Source organism: Pseudomonas kairouanensis, assembly GCF_004682055.1.
In the GTDB taxonomy this organism is placed as follows: Bacteria; Pseudomonadota; Gammaproteobacteria; order Pseudomonadales; family Pseudomonadaceae; genus Aquipseudomonas; species Aquipseudomonas kairouanensis.
Map to the genome: position 1 here is coordinate 1 of NZ_QUZU01000071.1, position 18,992 is coordinate 18,992.

General features: G+C 60.9%; 19 protein-coding genes. 9 read left to right on the forward strand and 10 right to left on the reverse strand.

Annotation, left to right across the window (positions count from 1 at the left end; translation table 11 throughout):
- Positions 1-137: 137 nt before the first annotated feature.
- On the forward strand, positions 138-770 hold the full coding sequence (locus tag DYL59_RS29855) for a TetR family transcriptional regulator (RefSeq protein WP_135292387.1): 633 nt from the start codon (positions 138-140) through the stop codon (positions 768-770).
- A gap of 5 nt (positions 771-775) precedes the next feature.
- On the opposite strand, the gene DYL59_RS29860 is transcribed toward DYL59_RS29855, so the two are convergent.
- Entirely contained in the window at positions 776-1,285 is a 510-nt protein-coding gene (locus tag DYL59_RS29860; RefSeq protein WP_135292388.1) for a C40 family peptidase, read from the reverse strand.
- Between the two features lie 277 nt (positions 1,286-1,562).
- Between DYL59_RS29860 and ureE the strand changes: the two genes are divergently transcribed.
- From ureE to DYL59_RS29885, 5 genes are all read left to right on the forward strand, one after another.
- Positions 1,563-2,063: an urease accessory protein UreE gene (gene ureE, locus DYL59_RS29865; protein ID WP_135292389.1), complete on the forward strand. Its 501-nt coding sequence runs from the start codon at positions 1,563-1,565 to the stop codon at positions 2,061-2,063.
- Positions 2,060-2,734: an urease accessory protein UreF gene (locus DYL59_RS29870; protein ID WP_135292390.1), complete on the forward strand. Its 675-nt coding sequence runs from the start codon at positions 2,060-2,062 to the stop codon at positions 2,732-2,734. The genes ureE and DYL59_RS29870 overlap by 4 nt, the downstream gene beginning before the upstream one ends.
- Before the next feature lie 12 nt (positions 2,735-2,746).
- Positions 2,747-3,361 (forward strand): urease accessory protein UreG, encoded by a 615-nt coding sequence (gene ureG / locus DYL59_RS29875; RefSeq protein WP_017737493.1) that lies wholly within the window; start codon positions 2,747-2,749, stop codon positions 3,359-3,361.
- A 22-nt stretch (positions 3,362-3,383) separates the two neighbouring features.
- A complete protein-coding gene (locus tag DYL59_RS29880) occupies positions 3,384-3,956 on the forward strand; it encodes a HupE/UreJ family protein (protein WP_135292391.1) in 573 nt (190 codons plus the stop codon).
- 187 nt (positions 3,957-4,143) lie between these two features.
- A complete protein-coding gene (locus DYL59_RS29885) occupies positions 4,144-5,253 on the forward strand; it encodes an AGE family epimerase/isomerase (RefSeq protein ID WP_135292392.1) in 1,110 nt (369 codons plus the stop codon).
- 117 nt (positions 5,254-5,370) lie between these two features.
- On the opposite strand, the gene DYL59_RS29890 is transcribed toward DYL59_RS29885, so the two are convergent.
- The 8 genes from DYL59_RS29890 to amaB form a co-directional block, all read right to left on the reverse strand.
- Positions 5,371-6,135, reverse strand: coding sequence for an SDR family oxidoreductase (locus DYL59_RS29890; protein ID WP_135292393.1), 765 nt, complete (start codon positions 6,133-6,135; stop codon positions 5,371-5,373).
- Between the two features lie 788 nt (positions 6,136-6,923).
- A complete protein-coding gene (locus DYL59_RS29895; protein ID WP_135292394.1) occupies positions 6,924-7,640 on the reverse strand; it encodes an ABC transporter ATP-binding protein in 717 nt (238 codons plus the stop codon).
- Positions 7,637-8,512 carry an ABC transporter ATP-binding protein gene (locus DYL59_RS29900; RefSeq protein WP_135292395.1) on the reverse strand — a complete coding sequence of 292 codons (876 nt, stop codon included), beginning with the start codon at positions 8,510-8,512 and terminating at the stop codon, positions 7,637-7,639. The genes DYL59_RS29895 and DYL59_RS29900 overlap by 4 nt, the downstream gene beginning before the upstream one ends.
- Positions 8,509-9,786 (reverse strand): high-affinity branched-chain amino acid ABC transporter permease LivM, encoded by a 1,278-nt coding sequence (livM, locus tag DYL59_RS29905; protein WP_135292396.1) that lies wholly within the window; start codon positions 9,784-9,786, stop codon positions 8,509-8,511. The genes DYL59_RS29900 and livM overlap by 4 nt, the downstream gene beginning before the upstream one ends.
- Positions 9,787-9,788: 2 nt before the next feature.
- Entirely contained in the window at positions 9,789-10,703 is a 915-nt protein-coding gene (locus tag DYL59_RS29910; RefSeq protein WP_135292397.1) for an ABC transporter permease subunit, read from the reverse strand.
- A 201-nt stretch (positions 10,704-10,904) separates the two neighbouring features.
- Complete coding sequence (locus DYL59_RS29915) at positions 10,905-12,041, reverse strand: branched-chain amino acid ABC transporter substrate-binding protein (protein WP_135292398.1); 1,137 nt, start codon at positions 12,039-12,041, stop codon at positions 10,905-10,907.
- A 374-nt stretch (positions 12,042-12,415) separates the two neighbouring features.
- Positions 12,416-13,699 carry an L-pipecolate oxidase gene (gene amaA / locus DYL59_RS29920; RefSeq protein WP_135292399.1) on the reverse strand — a complete coding sequence of 428 codons (1,284 nt, stop codon included), beginning with the start codon at positions 13,697-13,699 and terminating at the stop codon, positions 12,416-12,418.
- 172 nt (positions 13,700-13,871) lie between these two features.
- Positions 13,872-15,362 carry an L-piperidine-6-carboxylate dehydrogenase gene (amaB, locus tag DYL59_RS29925; protein WP_135292400.1) on the reverse strand — a complete coding sequence of 497 codons (1,491 nt, stop codon included), beginning with the start codon at positions 15,360-15,362 and terminating at the stop codon, positions 13,872-13,874.
- 154 nt (positions 15,363-15,516) lie between these two features.
- Between amaB and DYL59_RS29930 the strand changes: the two genes are divergently transcribed.
- From DYL59_RS29930 to nadE, 3 genes are all read left to right on the forward strand, one after another.
- Complete coding sequence (locus DYL59_RS29930; RefSeq protein WP_135292401.1) at positions 15,517-16,407, forward strand: LysR family transcriptional regulator; 891 nt, start codon at positions 15,517-15,519, stop codon at positions 16,405-16,407.
- A gap of 228 nt (positions 16,408-16,635) precedes the next feature.
- Positions 16,636-17,850, forward strand: a complete 1,215-nt coding sequence (gene pncB / locus DYL59_RS29935; protein WP_135292402.1) for a nicotinate phosphoribosyltransferase — start codon at positions 16,636-16,638, stop codon at positions 17,848-17,850.
- 3 nt (positions 17,851-17,853) lie between these two features.
- Positions 17,854-18,681, forward strand: coding sequence for an ammonia-dependent NAD(+) synthetase (nadE, locus tag DYL59_RS29940; protein WP_135292403.1), 828 nt, complete (start codon positions 17,854-17,856; stop codon positions 18,679-18,681).
- A 136-nt stretch (positions 18,682-18,817) separates the two neighbouring features.
- Here nadE and DYL59_RS29945 read toward each other — a convergent pair.
- The coding region (locus DYL59_RS29945; RefSeq protein WP_238340788.1) for a plastocyanin/azurin family copper-binding protein at positions 18,818-18,992 on the reverse strand (175 nt) is incomplete at its 5' end.

Below are 18,992 nucleotides of genomic sequence, written 5' to 3' on the forward strand. Positions count from 1 at the left end.
ATAAAAAAGCCCGATCTGCCGATCGGGCTTTTGCTTTCTTGTAGATTGCATCACGCACTTCCCCCGCCAAGTTCGACGCCGATGAAGCTGTTTTGCTAGAGTGCGTCGCTGTACTTGTCGACTAAGCCCGCCCGCCGATGCTGCCCCGCGCCGAACAGAAGCAACAGACCCGCCTCGCCTTGATGGACGCAGCCCGCCATCTGATGGAGTGTGGCCGTGGGTTTGGCAGCCTGAGCCTGCGGGAAGTGGCCAAGACGGCTGGCATTGTACCCACCGGGTTCTATCGCCATTTTGCCGACATGGACCAACTTGGGCTCGTGCTGGTCAGTGAAGTCGGCCAGACCTTTCGCGCCACGATCCGCCTGGTGCGCCATAACGAATTCGTCATGGGCGGCATCATTGATGCCTCGGTACGCATTTTTCTCGATGTAGTCTCGGCCAACCGCTCCCAATTCCTGTTCCTGGCCCGCGAGCAATATGGCGGCTGCCTGGCTGTGCGCCAGGCCATCGGTGCCCTGCGCGAGGACATTACCCGCGACCTGGCCGCCGACCTCAAGTTGATGCCAAAACTGCAACACCTGGATGCCGAAGGCTTGCATGTGATGGCTGACCTGATCGTCAAAAGCGTGTTCGCCACCCTTCCCGACATCATCGACCCGCCGGCCCAGGCCCTGCCTGCCCACCTCACGCCCCAGGCGAAAATCACCCAGCAGTTGCGCTTTATCTTTATTGGCCTCAAGCACTGGCAAGGGCTGGGCAGTACCGAATAAGCCGATCAGCCTGACGTGTGAAAGCGTTTGGCCGTGGTGTAGTGCTTGTTCCAGTAACTGTTGCTCAACGAGTCGATACGGATGTTTTTGCCGGTGCGCGGCGAATGGATAAATTTGCCCTCGCCGATATAAAGCCCCACATGGCTGATCTGGCCACGCCCGTTGCCCTTGAAAAACACTGCATCACCCGGCTTGAGCGCGCTGCGCTTGATGGTGACGGCCTTGGACCGGTGCATTGCCGCCGTGGTACGCGGTAGGTGAATGTTGGCTTCGGTCTTGAACAGATAGACCAGGAAACTGCTGCAATCAAAGCCCTGCTCCACCGAATTGCCGCCCCATTTATAGGGGGTGCCCAGCAACTCATGGGCGCGGTCGACCACATTGTCGATGACATCGGTGATCGCAGGTTCTTTGAGCGATTCGATGAACAGTGCACGGGGCTGCAGCGTGGCCGACGCCGATGAAATAACCAAAGACAGGCTGACAATGACTAACCAATAAAATGACTTGATCATGATGAACGTCGCAGTGAATTGAACACGGCGAAAAGCCTACTTTTCCTGCGAGTAACGTTATGAACGGCGAATCTGGAGACCTCGTAGGATAAATCCGAAAACGCCCATCACGAGTGCGACGCACGGAACCGCGCACCACTTTGAAGCATGAACCCCCTGCGCCTACGCCCTATTTAGTGGCGTCGTCGCTCCAGCCGACAGGCATTTCCTACTCTCTTACGGGATTGGCAAGCCCCTTGCTCTAGCACTTGCATCGCTCATAGCTGGAAGCTGCCTGATGCTGGTGATCCACCGTCGAATCGCCCCCCAAGCCCTCTGGGCCGCCGAGTTGCTGCTGAATTTCGAAGCCCGCAGCAAAAGCCGCCTGCGCTGTTTCAGTGCCGACGGTGAAGACGTCGGCCTTTTCCTGGAGCGCGGCCAGCCGCCGTTGCACGATGGCGAATTTCTCCAAGCCGAAGATGGGCGCGTGGTACGCGTCTGCGCCCGGCCTGAACAATTGCTACACGTCACCTGCGCCAGCGCCTTTGAACTGACCCGCGCGGCCTACCACCTGGGCAATCGCCACGTCGCCCTGCAAGTCGGAGACGGCTGGTTGCGCCTGCTCGATGACTATGTGCTCAAGGCCATGCTTGAGCAGTTGGGCGCCACCACCGAGACCATCGAGGCCCCGTTCCAACCGGAGCACGGCGCCTATGGCGGCGGCCATCACCACTCACGGCATGGCGATGAAGACTTCAATTACCCGCCCAAGCTGCACCAGTTCGGCGTACGTCTATGAACCCAGCCTGGGCGCTGCTGCGTCTGGCCAGTCCGCAATTGCCGATTGGCGGCTATAGCTATTCCCAGGGCCTGGAAATGGCCGTGGAGAGTGGCCGCGTCGTGGACGCCGCCACGGCCCGCCGCTGGATCAGCGATCAGTTGCTGCTCAACCTGGCTCGCTTCGAAGCACCGCTGCTGCTCGCCCATTGCCAGGCCGCCGCCCATGAAGATTGGCCACGCCTGGCGCAACTGTGGGAGGAGCACCGCGCCAGCCGTGAGACCCGCGAGCTGTACCAAGAGAGCCGGCAGATGGGCTACTCGCTGCAACAACTGCTCAATGGCTTACCGGAACTGGACGACGGCGCCCGCGCGTTTCTAGAGCAGTGCAGTGAACCCCATCTTGCGCTGGGCTGGGCCCTGGCCGCCCGCGCCTGGGCCATCAGCCCGGACGACGCCCTCGCCGCCTGGCTATGGAGTTGGCTGGAAAACCAACTGGCGGTGTTGATGAAAACCCTGCCCCTGGGCCAACAAGCCGCCCAGCGCCTGACCAGCGAACTGCTGCCACTGCTGCAACAAGCCCAGCAGGACGCCGCACGCATCGACCCCAACCATTGCGGCAGCGCCGCGTTCGGCCTGTCCCTGGCGTGCATGGCCCATGAACGCCAGTACAGCCGCCTGTTCCGATCCTAGGAGAAGCACCCTATGAACACTCAACCTCTGCGCGTCGGCATCGGCGGCCCGGTGGGCTCCGGCAAGACCGCCCTCACCCTGGCCCTGTGCCTGGCCCTGCGCGACCGCTACAACCTGGCGGTGGTCACCAACGACATCTACACCCGCGAAGACGCCGACTTCCTGGTGCGCAACCAGGCCCTGGCGCCGGAACGCATCATCGGCGTGGAAACCGGTGGCTGCCCGCACACCGCCATCCGCGAAGACGCCTCGATCAACCTCGAAGCGGTGGATCAACTCAATCGTCGCTTCCCCGGCCTGGACCTGATCCTGGTGGAGTCCGGTGGCGACAACCTGTCGGCCACCTTCAGCCCCGAGCTGTCAGACCTGACCATTTACGTGATCGATGTGTCTGCCGGCGACAAGCTGCCGCGCAAGGGTGGGCCAGGCATTTGCAAATCCGACTTGCTGGTGATCAACAAGATCGACCTGGCGCCCTTGGTGGGGGCCTCCCTGGAATTGATGAACAGCGACACCACCCGTATGCGCAACGGCAAACCCTTTGTGTTCAGCAACCAGAAAACCGGCGTCGGCCTGGAAGAGATCGTCGCCTTCATCGAACGCCAAGGTTTGCTGACCGCTGCCTGATCAACCCATAAGGAACCTGTCCATGAGCCTCAAAAAACTTTTCGCCGCCGCCACCCTATTGCTGGCCCCGGCCCTGGCCTTTGCCCACCCTGGCCACGGCGACAACGGCCTGGTGGCGGGTATCAGCCACCCGTTGGGCGGCATCGACCACTTGCTGGCGATGGTTGCCGTGGGTTTGTGGGCCGCCCAGCAGAAAGGCGCTGCACGCTGGGCACTGCCGTGCACCTTTGTTGGCACCATGCTGATGGGCGGTGTGCTGGGTTTTGAAGGGATGCAGTTGCCAGCGATGGAGAGCGGGATTGCTGCGTCGGTGTTGGCCCTGGGGCTGGCGGTGGCACTGGCGGTGCGACCACCACTGTTTGTAGCGGTGGGGGCGACGGCGTTGTTTGCGCTGTTCCACGGTGTGGCGCACGGTCTTGAGCTGCCGGACATGTCCAGCCCGTGGGCGTATGCAGCAGGCTTCGTCGGCGCAACCGCCGTGCTGCACGCAGCGGGCTATGCCGTGGTGCGTTTCCTGCCGGCGGCGGCGGCGCCGTTGGTGCGGGTTGCTGGGGCCTTTTCGGCGGCGACTGGGGTTTGGTTGCTGGCAGGCTGATCTTCGGCGCTATCAAGGGCCTCTTCGCGAGCAAGCCCGCTCCCACACTGACTGTATTCACAAGTCAAAATCTGTGAATACAGTAAATGTGGGAGGGGGCTTGCCCCCGATAGCGCCAGACCAGACACCACAGAACCCAAGCCTGCTACCATGCGCGCCTACACCCCTGCCGTGACGACGCCAGCCAATGCCCACCGCTCCAAGCTCCACCCTCAATGCCGTGCTCACGCACTTCCACAGCCTGATCGTGCCGCTCTGGCAAGGCCCAGGCTGGAACGCCGAACTGGCATTGCCCTATGAGGCGCTGGACGCCGATCACCAGCCTTTGCCCCCTCAACGCTACCGCGCCATGGCCTGTGCCCGGCAGCTGTACCTGTTTGCCAGCCTGATCGGCGAGCCCGGCGCAGCCTTTGCCGAGGAACGTGCAGGCGCGCTGTTCCGTTCCCTGCAACGACACTTCCACGATGCCGAGCACGGCGGCTGGTTCTACAGCATCGACCCGGCCGGGCAGCCGCTGGACAAGCGCAAAGACCTCTACACCCACGCCTTCATCATCTTCGCCTGCGCCCATTACTGGGCCAAAGTGCGCGAGCCGTTGGTGGAATCGGTACTCAATGCCGCCCTGGAAGTGGTCGCCCAGCGCTTTTCCACAGGCGACGGCCTCTACGAAGCCGTGCTGGAGCGCAACTGGTCATCCCTCAAGTCCGGCCCGTTGCAAAACCCGTTGATGCACCTGGCCGAAGGCTTCCTGGCCACCCTCGCCGTGCGTGAAGACGCCGACGTACAAGCGGCCCTGCTGGCTTTGGCGACGGCCATGCAGCAGCGTTTCATCGACCGCCAACACGGCGTGATGATGGAAAAACCGCTGGGGGCTGTGGATAACTGGTTTGAGCCGGGGCATCAGTTTGAGTGGTTCTTTTTGCTGGAGTCTTCAGATGTACTGCGCGGCACGCCGTTGCATGCCTCGTTGACGCGCGCATTTGCCTACGCCGAGCAAACGGGTGTGGATAAGTTGAGCGGCGCGGTCAGCGGCATGCTGGCGCTGGATGGCAGGGTGCGCGATGGCACCCAACGCATCTGGGCCCAGGCCGAATACCTGCGGGCACTGACCTTGCGGCCGGGCAGTGAGGCGGTGCTGCAGCGCCAGTTGCTGGCGTTGCAACAGCACTTTTTGCATGAGAAAGGCTGGAATGAATGCCTGGATGCCCAGGGTGTGGTGAGTCGCTGGGATATGCCTTCTACCACCCCATACCATTTGGCGACTTGCTATCAGGGTCTGATCCAGCACTTGGGCTGACCTTAAGGGCCCCTTCGCGAGCAAGCCCGCTCCCACAGGAGACCGCGTCCTACCTTTGGAATGCGGGCGAATGTGGGAGCGGGCTTGCTCGCGAAGCAGGCGACGGGGTGTAAAGCCTTACTTGGCCCCACGCTCAATCGCGAACCCAGCCCAGGTCTGGCTCACCGGCATCAGTTCCAGGCGGTTGATGTTCACATGCGCCGGGGTGTTCATCACCCAGAAGATGGTGTCGGCAATGTCCTGCGGCTGGATCGGCTCGGCACCGGCATAGGTGGCGTCATACCGCGCCTGGTCGCCGCCAAAGCGCACCAGCGAGAACTCGCTCTCACACAGGCCTGGCTCGATGTTGGTGACACGTACGCCCGTACCCTGCAGGTCGCAACGCAGGTTCAGCGAGAACTGCTTCACGAACGCCTTGGAGCCGCCATACACATGGCTGCCAGGGTACGGGTAGTTACCGGCGATGGAACCCAGGTTGATGATGCCCGCGCCACGGCCGTGGGCGATCAGGCGCGGCAGCAGCAGGTTGGTGGTGGTCAGCAGGCCCTTGATGTTGGTGTCGACCATGGTTTCCCAGTCATCGAGGCTGCACTTGGGCGCCGGGTCAGTGCCCACGGCCAGGCCGGCGTTGTTGATCAGCCCGCGCAGTTTGGCGAATGACGGCGGCAGGTTGGCGATGGCGTCTTCCATGCCTTTGCGGTCACGTACGTCCACCACCAGGCCGTGCACTTCAGTCTGCTTGGACAGCTCTTCAACCAACGCATTCAAGCGGTCGGCGCGACGGCCCGTGAGCACCAGTTTCCAGCCGGCTTCGGCAAAACGACGGGCGCAGGCTTCGCCGAAACCTGAGGTTGCGCCAGTAATAAACAGCGTGTTGGACATGGTGTTCTCCTTGCGGGCATCGGGAAAAAAATCAGCCAGCAGAATGCCTTTACGCCGCCGTTGCGGCAACCGCTATGCGCAGAACTTCATAAACGGCTGGTCGTTTTTTAACCATCACACGCAAAGCCTTATACGCCGTGGCCTGCAGCCATATGCACGCAGGTTATCCACAGCTGCGCCCACAGTCTTTGGGGGCAAGTGCAAAAAGCCTCAGGCCGCTGTACGCGTGGGCTACAGGCGGTTTTAGAAAGTTTTTTGCTTGACCTTGGCAGGGCCGTATGTAGGCCCCTGGACGGGGGGAAAATCGGAACGATGGCTCCAGGCCAGTCATTCCGGCCTCTGCGCGAGTCTTTCCAGAGTTTAATCACAGACTTATCCACAGGCTGTCGGGACATAAATCGGTCATATACCTGTGTCTTTAAACAGGTTGACAAACCCATGGGCCGGTCGCGAAAAACCCCCTGATCAAAAAACGATCACAAGCCTGAGAGCTACGGTTTTAAAGGCGCCCAGCCAAGTACTACCACGTTACCCACAGCCGGTTCCACAGCAGGTGGGGACAAGTCAAAACTGTGACAAAACAGGGATTTGCGGCGGCTATATGTCGCGCTTTAGAGGGGGGCTGGATTTGTTTTCCACAATTTGGGATCGGCCATATGAACACCGGAAAACAAATGTGGGAGCGGGCTTGCTCGCGAATGCGGTGAGTCAGTTTCAGGTGTACTGACTGACACACCGCTTTCGCGAGCAAGCCCGCTCCCACAGGGGGGGCAGCGTCAAATTTGAGATCAGTGCCCACCCAAATAGGCGTTGCGCACTTCCTCGTTCACCAACAGCTCTTTACCGGTGCCCGTCAGGCGAATCTCCCCGTTGACCATCACATACGCCCGGTCCGACAAGCGCAGTGCATGGTTGGCGTTCTGCTCCACCAGGAAGATGGTCATCCCCGTGGCTGCCAACTCGCGCAGGGTCGCGAAGATCTGCTTCACCACAATCGGCGCCAGGCCCAGGCTCGGCTCGTCCAGCAGCAACAACTTGGGCCTGCTCATCAGCGCGCGGGCGATGGCGAGCATTTGCTGCTCCCCGCCAGACATGGTCATGGCCCGCTGGGTGCGGCGCTCCTTGAGCCGTGGGAACAGCTCGAACATGCGCTGCATGTCTTCCTGGGCGTACTTGTCCCCGATGGGGATCGTGCCCATCAGCAGGTTTTCCTCGACGGTCATGTCGGGGAATACCCGCCGCCCTTCCGGCGACTGCGCAATGCCGTTGGAGGCAATGTAGTGGGATGACTTGTGGGTAATGTCGACGCCGTTGTACAGGATCTGCCCCGACTCGGCCCGTGGCTGGCCGAAGATCGACATCAGCAGTGTGGACTTGCCCGCGCCGTTGGAGCCGATCAGGCTCACGGTTTCGCCCTCGTTGATGTGCAGCGAGACTTTTTTCAGGGCCTGGATCGGGCCGTAATACACGTCCAGGTCCTTCATTTCGAGGATAGGTGCACTCATACCAGCTCCTCTTCGTCGGCGCCCAGGTAGGCAGCAATCACTTTCGGGTCGTTGCGGATCGCGTCCGGCCCGCCTTCGGCGATCACGTTGCCGTGGTCAAGCACCACGATGTGGTCGGAAATACTCATCACCATGCCCATGTCGTGTTCGATCAGCACCACCGTGAGGTCGTGTTCGTCGCGCAGCAGGCGAATCATCGCGCTGAGGGCTTCGGTTTCCTGGGGGTTGAGGCCCGCCGCCGGTTCGTCCAGGCAGATGATCTGCGGTCGGGTGCACATGGCGCGGGCGATTTCCAGGCGCCGTTGCTGGCCGTAGGAAAGCTCACCGGCCAGGCGGTTGGCGCAGTCCACCAGGTCAACCACTTCCAGCCAGTAGAAGGCGTGGTCGAGGGCGTCGCTTTCGGCTTTGCGGTAGCCCTTGGTATTGAGAATGCCCGCCAGCATGTTGCGGTTGACCCACATGTGCTGGGCCACCAGCAGGTTTTCCACCACCGACATTTCCTTGAACAGGCGAATGTTCTGGAAGGTCCGCGCCAGCCCGGCACGGTTCACCAGGTGGGTACCGCCGAACATCTTGTAGTACACCCGGCTCAGGAAGCTTTTGGGGGACACGAAGTCGGTGGGCTGGAAACGCTCGCCCAGCAACTGGATCACGTTGGTCTGCCGGCCACGAATGTTGAGTTCGATCTTGCCGCCGCTGGCCTTGTAAAAACCGGTGAGGCAGTTGAATACCGTGGTCTTGCCGGCGCCGTTGGGGCCGATCAGGGCGAAGATCGAGTTGCGTTCGACCTTGAGGCTCACATCGCTCAAGGCCTTGATGCCACCGAAGTGCATCATCAGGTGTTCCACAGAGAGCACGACTTCCTTGCTCATGGCGCTACCCCCTTACGTGGTGTCACCCCGGTACGGCTGATGCGGATCAACCCACGCGGGCGCCAGATCATCATCACCACCATCAACACGCCAAACAGCAGCACGCGGTATTCCGAGAAGCTGCGCAGCAGTTCCGGCGCAACGGTCAGCACGAACGCCGCGATCACCACGCCCACCGTCGAACCCATGCCGCCCAACACCACGATGGCCAGGATCAGCGCCGACTCGAAGAACGTAAACGACGACGGGTTGACGAAGCCCTGGTAGCTGGCAAAGAAGACCCCGGCAAGCCCTGCGGTGGAGGCACCAATGGTGAACGCCGAGAGCTTGACCAGTACGTGGTTCAGGCCCATGGAACGGCAGGCGATTTCATCTTCGCGCAAGGCTTCCCAGGCGCGGCCCACCGGCATGCGGGTCAGGCGGTGCTTGATGTACAGCACGGCCAGCACCACCAGGAACAGCACGATGTAGATGAACATGAACTTGATGTTGGGGTTGTAATCGAGGCCGAAGAACTCGTGGAAGGGAATCCCGCCCTCCTTCGCCTTGCGCCCGAATTCCAGGCCGAGGAAGGTCGGCGATGGCACCGGCATGCCGTTGGGACCACCGGTAAACGACAGCCAGTTGTTGAGCACCAGGCGGATGATTTCACCGAAACCCAGGGTCACGATGGCCAGGTAGTCACCGTGCATTCGCAATACCGGGAAACCGAGTATGCACCCCGCTAAAGCTGCCGCGATGGCCGCCAGCGGCAGCACGCTCCAGAAGCCCAGGCCCAGGTACTGATAACCCAGGGCCAGGCCGTAGGCACCGATGGCGTAGAACGCCACGTAGCCCAGGTCGAGCAGGCCCGCCAGGCCCACCACGATGTTCAGGCCCAGGCCGAGCAACACGTAGATCAGCCCCAGGATCACCACGGTCAGCAGGTACTTGTTGGCGAAGATCGGGAACACGATGGCAATCACGATCAGCGCCGGAATGATCCAGCGCAGTCGCGACTTGTAGTCCGGCGCCAGCACATGCACGCCAGAGCCGCTGCTTTCGAAGCCCTGCAGAATCTTCAGGCCCTTGGGGGTTTGCAGGAACAGGCTCAAGGCAAACCGACCGGCCATCACGATGGCGACCAGCGTGGCCACGCGGGCCGGTTCCAGGTTGAAGCTGTAGCCGTCGAGGACTACGCCGACGATAGGGCCGAACACGACCAGCGAAATAAGGCCGGCAAGGATCGTATCGACCACACTTTTCTTGATATCGATAGGTTTGGCAGCAGACATGTTTACACCTTAGCCACGAGTGGGCGACCCAGCAGGCCCTGGGGACGGAAGATCAGGATCACCACCAGCAGGGAGAAACTGAACACGTCTTTGTAGTCAGAGTTGATCAACCCCGAGAACAGCGACTCGGAGATCCCGAGGATGATCCCGCCAAGCATCGCACCCGGCAGGGAGCCGATGCCGCCGAGTACCGCCGCGGTGAACGCCTTGATGCCGATGATGAAGCCGGCATAGAAGTCGAAGGTGCCGTAGTTCAAGGTGATGAGCACGCCGGCCAGTGCGGCCATGGCGGCACCGATGACGAATACGTAGGAGATCACCCGGTCGGTATTGATGCCGAGGATCGACGCCATCTTGCGGTCTTGCTGGGTGGCGCGGCACATGCGGCCGAGCTTGGTGTACTTGATGATGTAGGTCAGCAAGGCCATGCCCGAGAAGGCGGCGACCAGGATGAAGACCTTGGTGTACGTCAATTGCACGAACCCGGTGCCGATATCGACGCGCCAGGCCCCGGCCAGCAGGGTGGGAATACCTTGTTGCTTGGCGCCCTGGGCGATCTGTGCGTAGTTCTGCAGGATCAGGGAGATACCGATGGCGCTGATCAGCGGTGCCAGGCGGGTGGAGTTGCGCAGAGGCTTGTAGGCGACACGCTCGATGACCCAGCCGTACACGCCAGTGACGACCACGGTGAAAATCAAGGTGCCGAGAATGAGCAGCGGGAAGGATTCAATACCGAAGTAGGCCAGCAGAGCCAGACTGATTGCCGCGAGGTAAGCGGAAATCATGTAAACCTCGCCGTGGGCGAAGTTGATCATGCCAATGATGCCGTAGACCATTGTGTAGCCGATGGCGATCAGGCCGTAGACCGACCCGAGGGTCAGGCCGTTGACCAGTTGCTGCAGGAAAATACCATCCATAACGCAATCTCACGCGGTGAGCACCTGCACACCTGTGGGTGTGCGGCGCTTCTGGAGGAAAAGACAGATCTCGATCACAGCACAGTCCCCCTGTGGGAGCGGGCTTGCTCGCGAATGCGGTGTGTCAGAAACACATTCAGAGACTGACACTCCGCTTTCGCGAGCAAGCCCGCTCCCACATTGGGTCTGCGGTGTTTGTAATTACTTCTGTTTTTCCAGCTGGTGGTATTTACCGTCTTTGTCCCACTGGTAAACCACATAGTCGGAGACTTTCAGGTCGCCCTTACCGTCCCATTCCTTCTTGCCCATGACGGTCTGGACCGGGTTGGCCTTGAGCCACTTGGCAGCGTCTTCACCCTTGTTGGACTTGGCACCATTGAAGCCAGCGGCCAGGGCCTGGATCGAAGCGTAGGCGTACAGGGTGTAGCCTTCGGGTTCAGTACCGTTTTTGCGGAACTCCTCCACCACGGCCTTGCTGTCTGGCAGCAGGCGCGGGTCGGCGCCGAAGGTCATGTAGACGCCATCAACGTACTGCGCACCGCCAGCGGTGGCCACCAGTTCGTCGGTCACTACGCCGTCATCGGACATGAATTTCACGTCTTTCAGACCCGCTTCACGGATCTGGCGAACCAGTGGGCCGGCTTCAGGGTGCAGGCCGCCGAAATAGACAACGTCGGCGCCCAGGGAGCGGATTTTGGTAACCAGGGCGCTGAAGTCTTTCTCGCCGCGGGTCAGACCTTCTTCCAGCACCGGCTTGACGCCGCGCTTGGTCAACTGGGCAGCGGTGGCGTCGGCCAGGCCTTTGCCATAGGTGTCCTTGTCGTTGATGACCGCGACTTTCTTGCCCTTGAGCACGTCGACGATGTAGTCACCGGCAACGATGCCTTGCTGGTCGTCACGCCCGCACATACGGAACATGGCGCCCAGGCCACGCTCGGTCACTTGTGGGTTGGTGGAACCTGGGGTGATGGCGATGATGCCCGCTTCGTCGTAGACCTCGGAGGCCGGGATGGTGTTGGAGGAACAGAAGTGCCCGACCACGCCGATCACCTTGTCCTGGTCGGCCAGGCGGTTGGCCACGGCCACGGCCTGCTTGGGTTCACACGCGTCGTCGCCGGCCACCAGGACGATTTTCTCGCCGTTGATGCCGCCGGCCTTGTTGACCACATCGGCTGCCGCCTGGGCACCCTTCATGTACTGCTCACCGAAAGCGGCGTTGGCGCCCGTCATGGGCCCCGCGACGCCGATCTTCACATCAGCTTGAACAAACGTAGAAACACCCAGCGCCGCAGCAACGGCGAGGGCCAGAAAACCTTTCTTGTAAAACGTCTGGGACATGAGTGGTGCTCCGATATTTTTGATTTTTGGCACTACAACTTGCGTTCAAACTTTCCACTGAAAGCCCAGAGCAAAGCGCGTGCCATTAGGTTTTTATTCTTCAAAAAGACACGGTGTCATTGGTATTACAGGCGTTTGGGCGCCGTTCGTCAGGACGTGCAACCCTCAAGCCTCAAGAGGTGCAACCCATACGCTAAAAAAGTACAACCCCGGCAGGTCGCACCTGCAACCAGACGAATAAACGACAGTTCCTACAGCTGTAACAGACGGCGTAACGGAACTGCACATTTACAGTGCGCGATTGCTACGACTTGCACCAATACAGATTAGTAGCCTGCTAAGAAAATGCAGGCTTCTGACAGGTATTTCGCTGATCAGATCACGATCCTCAGGCATTGGCCGGCGTGATACAGCGAAAATCCCGCCTCATACAAACAACTGCGCAGACCCGGCGCGGCCAATGGCTGCATCGGTGTGAACGGAATCGGCAAGGCCTGGGGATTGTGGTGACACAGGTAATCGGCAAACGCCTTGCCGACCACGCTGCCGGTGGTCACCCCACGTCCGTTATAGCCCGTGACGGCGACCAGGCCCGGTGCGGGCTCGAACAGGCGCATCAGGTGGTCCGGGGTGAAGGCGATGCAGCCGGTCCAGGTGTATTCCCACTGCACCGATTTGAGGTACGGGAAGTAGTGCTGCTGCACCCGATCGGCCCACGCCTTGAGGAACCAGGCCGGTTTCTGGTTGCCATTGCCCAGGCTACCGAGCAGCAGGCGGCCATCGGCGTCGCGGCGGATGCTGCTCAAGACCTGGCGCGTGTCCCAGGAACCTTGGCCGCCGGGTAGGATTTGCCGGGCGGCGTCGTCCGTCAACGGCGCGGAAGCGACCTGGTAGTAATAGCCGGGGAAAAAGTTGCGCCGCAGGTCGGTCCATTCGCCTTCGGTGTAAGCGTTGGACGCGATCACCACCTGTGCAGCCTGCACGGAACCCTGACCGGTCTGCACCGACCAATGCGAACCCTGGCGCTCCAGCTGAGTCACCGGGGAGTGATCGAACACCTGCCCGCCAAGCCCAACGGCAGCGTTGGCCAAGCCACTGGTGTAGGCCATCGGGTTCAAGGTTCCGGCGCGCCGGTCCAGCAGGGCTGCTGCAATTTTTTGGGTGCCCGTGGCGTGCTCACAGGCCTGGCCGGTGAGCAGTTCCACCGGCGCGCCACGGCGCTTCCATTGTTCTTCACGACTGCGCAGGTCCGCTTCGCCACGGGCGTTGTGCGCCATGTGCAAGGTGCCCTCGCGGCGTAGCTGGCAGTCGATGTTGTATTTGTCGATCAGGCTGAACACCAGGGAGGGCGCGGCGCCCAACATGCGGTTGAGCTGGCTGCCCACCGCCGTGCCAAAACCGGCTTCGATATCATCCGGCGGGATCCACAGGCCTGCGTTCACCAGCCCGACGTTACGCCCCGAACCACCGTGGCCGGTGCGATGGGCTTCCAGCACGGCGACGCTTTTACCCTGTTCCAGCAAGTGAATGGCGGCCGACAAACCGGTGATGCCGGCGCCGATCACGCACACATCCACCTTGATTTCACCCTTGAGCGCGGCACGGTCGGGGCGGCTGGGGGTGAGGTGTTCCCATAAACATGTTTCGCGCAGTGCCATTGCCAGACTCCGGTGAGACCTAACAAACATCTATTCCGAACTGTAAATACGATCAAATGTGGGAGGGGGCTTGCTCCCGATAGCGGTGGATCAGATACACATCTGTTGACTGACAAACCGCCATCGGGAGCAAGCCCCCTCCCACATTCTTGACCGCGCTCCGACCTTGGATTCAGTCGAAAGTAATGCCCTGCGCCAGCGGCAATTCCAGGGAGTAGTTCACGGTATTGGTCTGGCGACGCATGTACCCACGCCACGCATCCGACCCCGACTCACGCCCGCCGCCGGTCTCTTTTTCACCACCAAACGCACCGCCGATCTCCGCGCCACTCGGGCCGATATTGACGTTAGCGATGCCACAGTCACTGCCCACCGCCGACATGAACTGCTCGGCTTCGCGCACATCGGTTGTAAAGATGCACGACGACAAGCCCTGGGGCACGGCGTTGTTCAGGCGCAAGGCTTCGGCAAAATCGGTGTAGCCGACCACGTACAGGATCGGCGCGAACGTTTCGGTGCACACCACGTCGCTTTGCTCGGGCATTTGCACAATGGCCGGCGACACGTAGTAGGCATTCGGGAATTTATCTTCCAACTGGCGCTTGCCACCGAACACCTTGCCGCCTTCGCTCAAGGCCTGCTCCAGGGCGTCCTGCATGTTGTCGAAGCCATGCTTGTCGATCAGCGGGCCGATCAGGTTGCCTTCCAGCGGGTGGCCAATGCGCACCTTGGAATAAGCCGCCTTGAGACGGGTGACGATTTCTTCTTTTACCGACTCATGGGCGATCAGGCGGCGCAGGGTGGTGCAACGCTGGCCAGCGGTGCCGACGGCGCTGAACAGGATGGCGCGCACGGCCATGTCCAGGTCGGCGCTTGGGCCGAGGATCATGGCGTTGTTGCCGCCCAGTTCGAGGATGCTGCGGGCAAAACGTGCGGCGACTTTCGGCGCCACTTCGCGGCCCATGCGGGTGCTGCCGGTGGCGCTGATCAGGGCCACGCGGGGGTCGTCCACCAAGGCGGCGCCTGCGTCGCGACCACCGATGACCACTTGGCTCAGGTACGGCGGGGCATCGTTGAAGTTTTTCACCACGCGTTCAAACAGCGCCTGGCAGGCCAGGGCGGTGAGCGGGGTCTTTTCCGAGGGTTTCCAGATTACGGCGTTGCCGCACACCAGGGCCAGGGTGGTGTTCCACGCCCACACAGCCACCGGGAAATTGAACGCACTGATCACGCCGACCACGCCCAGCGGGTGCCAGGTTTCCCGCATGTGGTGGCCTGGACGCTCAGACGCGATGGTCAAGCCATACAGTTGGCGCGACAGGCCCACGGCGAAGTCGCAGATGTCGATCATTTCCTGCACTTCGCCCAGGCCTTCCTGGGTGATCTTGCCGGCTTCCCAGGACACCAGCTCGCCAAGATCAGCCTTGTATTCGCGCAACACGTCGCCGAATTGGCGCACCAGCTCGCCGCGTCGCGGTGCAGGCACTTTGCGCCAGGCGTCGAATGCATGCTCGGCGCGACTGACCTGTTGCTCTACCTCGGCGGCACCTTCCCAGTGCACAGTGCCGATAACGCTGCCGTCAATCGGCGAATGCACAGGGTTTTTACCCGACTGGTACAGCGCCGGGTTTACCCCGAGACGATCAAGCAATGCGGCAACCATGGGTCACTCCTTCATTCCACAAACAAAAAATTGCGCCGCCGACAGACACGGCGATCCAGGCCTTATTTGTAGCTGGCCCAAGACTTGCCAACAAACGACGATTAGGCGAGATATCATTCCGTTTATTCATGCAAAGCATAAAAAGAGGCACGCCGTGCTGAACAAAAGACATTTGCCCTCGATCACCGCACTGCAATGTTTCGAAGCCGCCACCCGCCATTTGAGCTTCACCCGCGCCGCCGAGGAGCTGAACCTCACCCAAAGTGCGGTGAGCAAACAAGTGGCGCAGTTGGAGGAGCTACTGCAACACCTGTTGTTCCGCCGCGTGCGCCGTCGGCTGCAGATGACGCCGGCGGGCGACCTGTACCTGGTGGAAGTGCGCAAGATCCTCACGCAAGTGGAGATGTCCACCCACTACCTGCGCTCCTACGGCGGCGAGACCGAGGTGCTGCGCGTCTCCACGCCTTACACCTTCGGCGCCCGCTGGCTGGTGCCACGCCTCAAGGGCTGGCGGCTGCGTCACCCGCAGATCCACCTGGACCTGTGCAACGAACAGGAGCCGGATGAGCTACTGCAAGGCAAGGCCGACATGGCCTTCTACTTTGGTCAGGGTTCACGCCCCGGCACCGAGAGCCTGAAACTGTTCAGCGAAGAACTGGTGCCGGTGTGCGCGCCCGAAAGCCTGCCCGCGCGGCCTTTGACTGACCCAACGCAACTGAGTGAGCTGGTGCTGCTGCAAAATGCCTCGCGGCCCCAGGGTTGGCATGACTGGTTTGCCGATCAGGGCTACCAGACCGAGCACAGCTACCATGGCCCACGGTTCGACACCTTTTATATGTGCATACGGGCGGCGCAGGTGGGTTGTGGCGTGGCGCTGTTGCCGCGCTTTCTGGTGGAAGAGGAACTGGCCGACGGCAAGCTGGTGATCCCGTGGCAGCATGCGATGCCGAGCCAGGATGCTTATTACCTGGCTTACCCGGAGCATTCGGCGGAGGTGCCCAAGGTTCGGGAGTTTGTGAAGTGGATGATGGAACAGGTTATTTAGTGCCTGAGATACCGCTATCGGGAGCAAGCGCTCTCCCACATTTACTGTGTTCACCATTCAAAATATGGGAATGCAGTCAGTGTGGGAGGGGGCTTGCTCCCGATCAGGCCAGTGGCCATAGCAAAAAAATCACTGGCAAAACCCCACAGGTCTATGCGCCACTAGCCCCCTTCCTTAATTGTGCGTAAAGGCCGGCGCCCATCGCCGACCCGTCTGGAGATTCCCGTTATGAGCGAGAGTGTGTTTGCCGATCGCATCGTGCAGAACCTGCTCGACACCGACTTCTACAAGCTGACCATGATGCAGGCGGTGCTGCACAACTACCCCAACGTGGAAGTTGAATGGGAATTCCGCTGCCGTAACAGCGAAGACCTGCGCCCGTACCTGGCCGAGATCCGCTACCAAATCGAGCGCCTCGCCGAGCTGAGCCTGAGCCCGGACCAACTGGGTTTCCTGGAACGCATCAGCTTTATGAAGCCGGATTTTCTGCGCTTTCTAGGGCTGTTCCGCTTCAACCTGCGCTACGTACAGACCGGCATCGAGAACGGCGAATTGTTCATCCGCCTGCGCGGGCCGTGGCTGCATGTGATCCTGTTTGAAGTGCCGATGCTGGCCATCGTCAGCGAGGTGCGTAACCGCTATCGCTACCAGAGCGTGATCCTGGAACAGGCCCGCGAGCAGCTGTACCGCAAGTTCGACTGGCTTACCGCCAACGCCAGCAGCGAGGAATTGTCCGAGCTGCAAGTGGCCGACTTCGGCACCCGCCGACGCTTCTCGTACCGGGTGCAGGAAGAAGTGGTCAGCGTGCTCAAGCACGATTTCCCTGGCCGTTTTGTCGGCACCAGCAACGTGCACCTGGCCCGTGAATTCGATATGAAGCCCCTGGGCACCATGGCCCACGAATGGATCATGGCCCACCAGCAACTGGGCCCGCGCCTGATCGACAGCCAGATCGCAGCCCTCGACTGCTGGGTGCGTGAATACCGTGGCCTGCTGGGCATCGCCCTGACCGATTGCATCACCACCGACGCGTTCCTGGGCGACTTCGACTTGTACTTCGCCAAGCTGTTCGACGGCCTGCGTCACGACTCAGGCGACCCGGTGCAGTGGGCCGAAAAAGCCATCGCCCACTACCATAAACTGGGCATCGAGCCGATGAGCAAGACATTGGTGTTCTCCGACAGCCTGTCGCTGCCCAAGGCGCTGGAGATATTCCGTGCGCTGCGCGGTCGCATTAACGTGAGTTTTGGTATCGGCACCAACCTGACCTGCGATATTCCGGGGGTGGAACCGATGAGCATCGTGCTTAAAATGACCGCCTGCAATGGCCAGCCCGTCGCGAAGATCTCCGATGAAGCGGGCAAGACCCACTGCACCGATCCGAATTTTGTCGCCTATTTGCGGCACGTTTTCAAAGTACCTGCCCTTTCCAGCAAGGAGTGAATCATGCAAGCCGTACAGCGTGAGATTGCGCAGCAGCTCAAGGTTCAAGCACCGTTCCAGGACCAGGCGGCCCTGGAGGCCGAGGTTGCCCGTCGCATCACCTTTATCCAGGATTGCCTGCGCAATGCCGGGCTCAAGACCCTGGTACTGGGTATCAGTGGCGGCGTCGACTCCCTGACCGCCGGCCTGTTGGCCCAGCGCGCGGTGAAAGCACTGCGCGAAAGCACCGGTGATGAGGCCTACCGCTTTATCGCGGTGCGCCTGCCCTACGAAACCCAGTTCGACGAAATCGATGCCACAGCCTCCGTGGACTTTATCGAGCCGGACGAGCGCCACACCGTCAACATCGGCCCGGCGGTCAAAGCCCTGGCCAACGAAGTGGCGGCGTTTGAAGGCAAGGCGGCGGTGTCTCGCGACTTCGTGCTGGGCAACACCAAGGCACGCATGCGCATGGTGGCGCAGTACACCATCGCCGGTGCAGCCGGTGGTTTGGTGATCGGTACCGACCATGCAGCAGAAGCGGTGATGGGCTTTTTCACCAAGTTCGGCGATGGCGCGTGCGACCTGGCGCCGTTGAGCGGGCTGGTGAAGAACCAGGTGCGTTCGATTGCACGGCACTTTGGCGCGCCGGAATCGCTGGTGGAGAAGGTGCCGACGGCGGATTTGGAAGACCTGTCGCCGGGCAAGCCGGACGAAGCGTCACATGGCGTGACCTATGCCGAAATCGATGCGTTTTTGCATGGTGAGCCGGTGCGCGAGGAGGCGTTCCGGATTATCTGTGAGACCTACCGCAAGACGGAGCATAAGCGGGTCATGCCGTTTGCGCCGTGAGGTAGCCAGATAGTTTTGTGGTGATTGACAGGCCGTCTTCGCGAGCAAGCCCGCTCCCACATTTTGACCGCATGCTCATGTTGGAACTCGGTCAAGTGTGGGAGCGGGCTTGCTCGCGAAGAACGATAACGCGGTCTTACTTAAGAACCACCGCGCCTTTCATCATCGAGTTGTGGCCTGGGAACGAGCAGAAGAACTCATAGCTTTCGCCAGCGGTCAGCTTGGCCACATCGAAGGTCACCGAATCTTTCTCGCCAGCACCGATGATCTTGGTGTGGGCGATGATGCGTGCATCACCTTCTTTCAGGTAG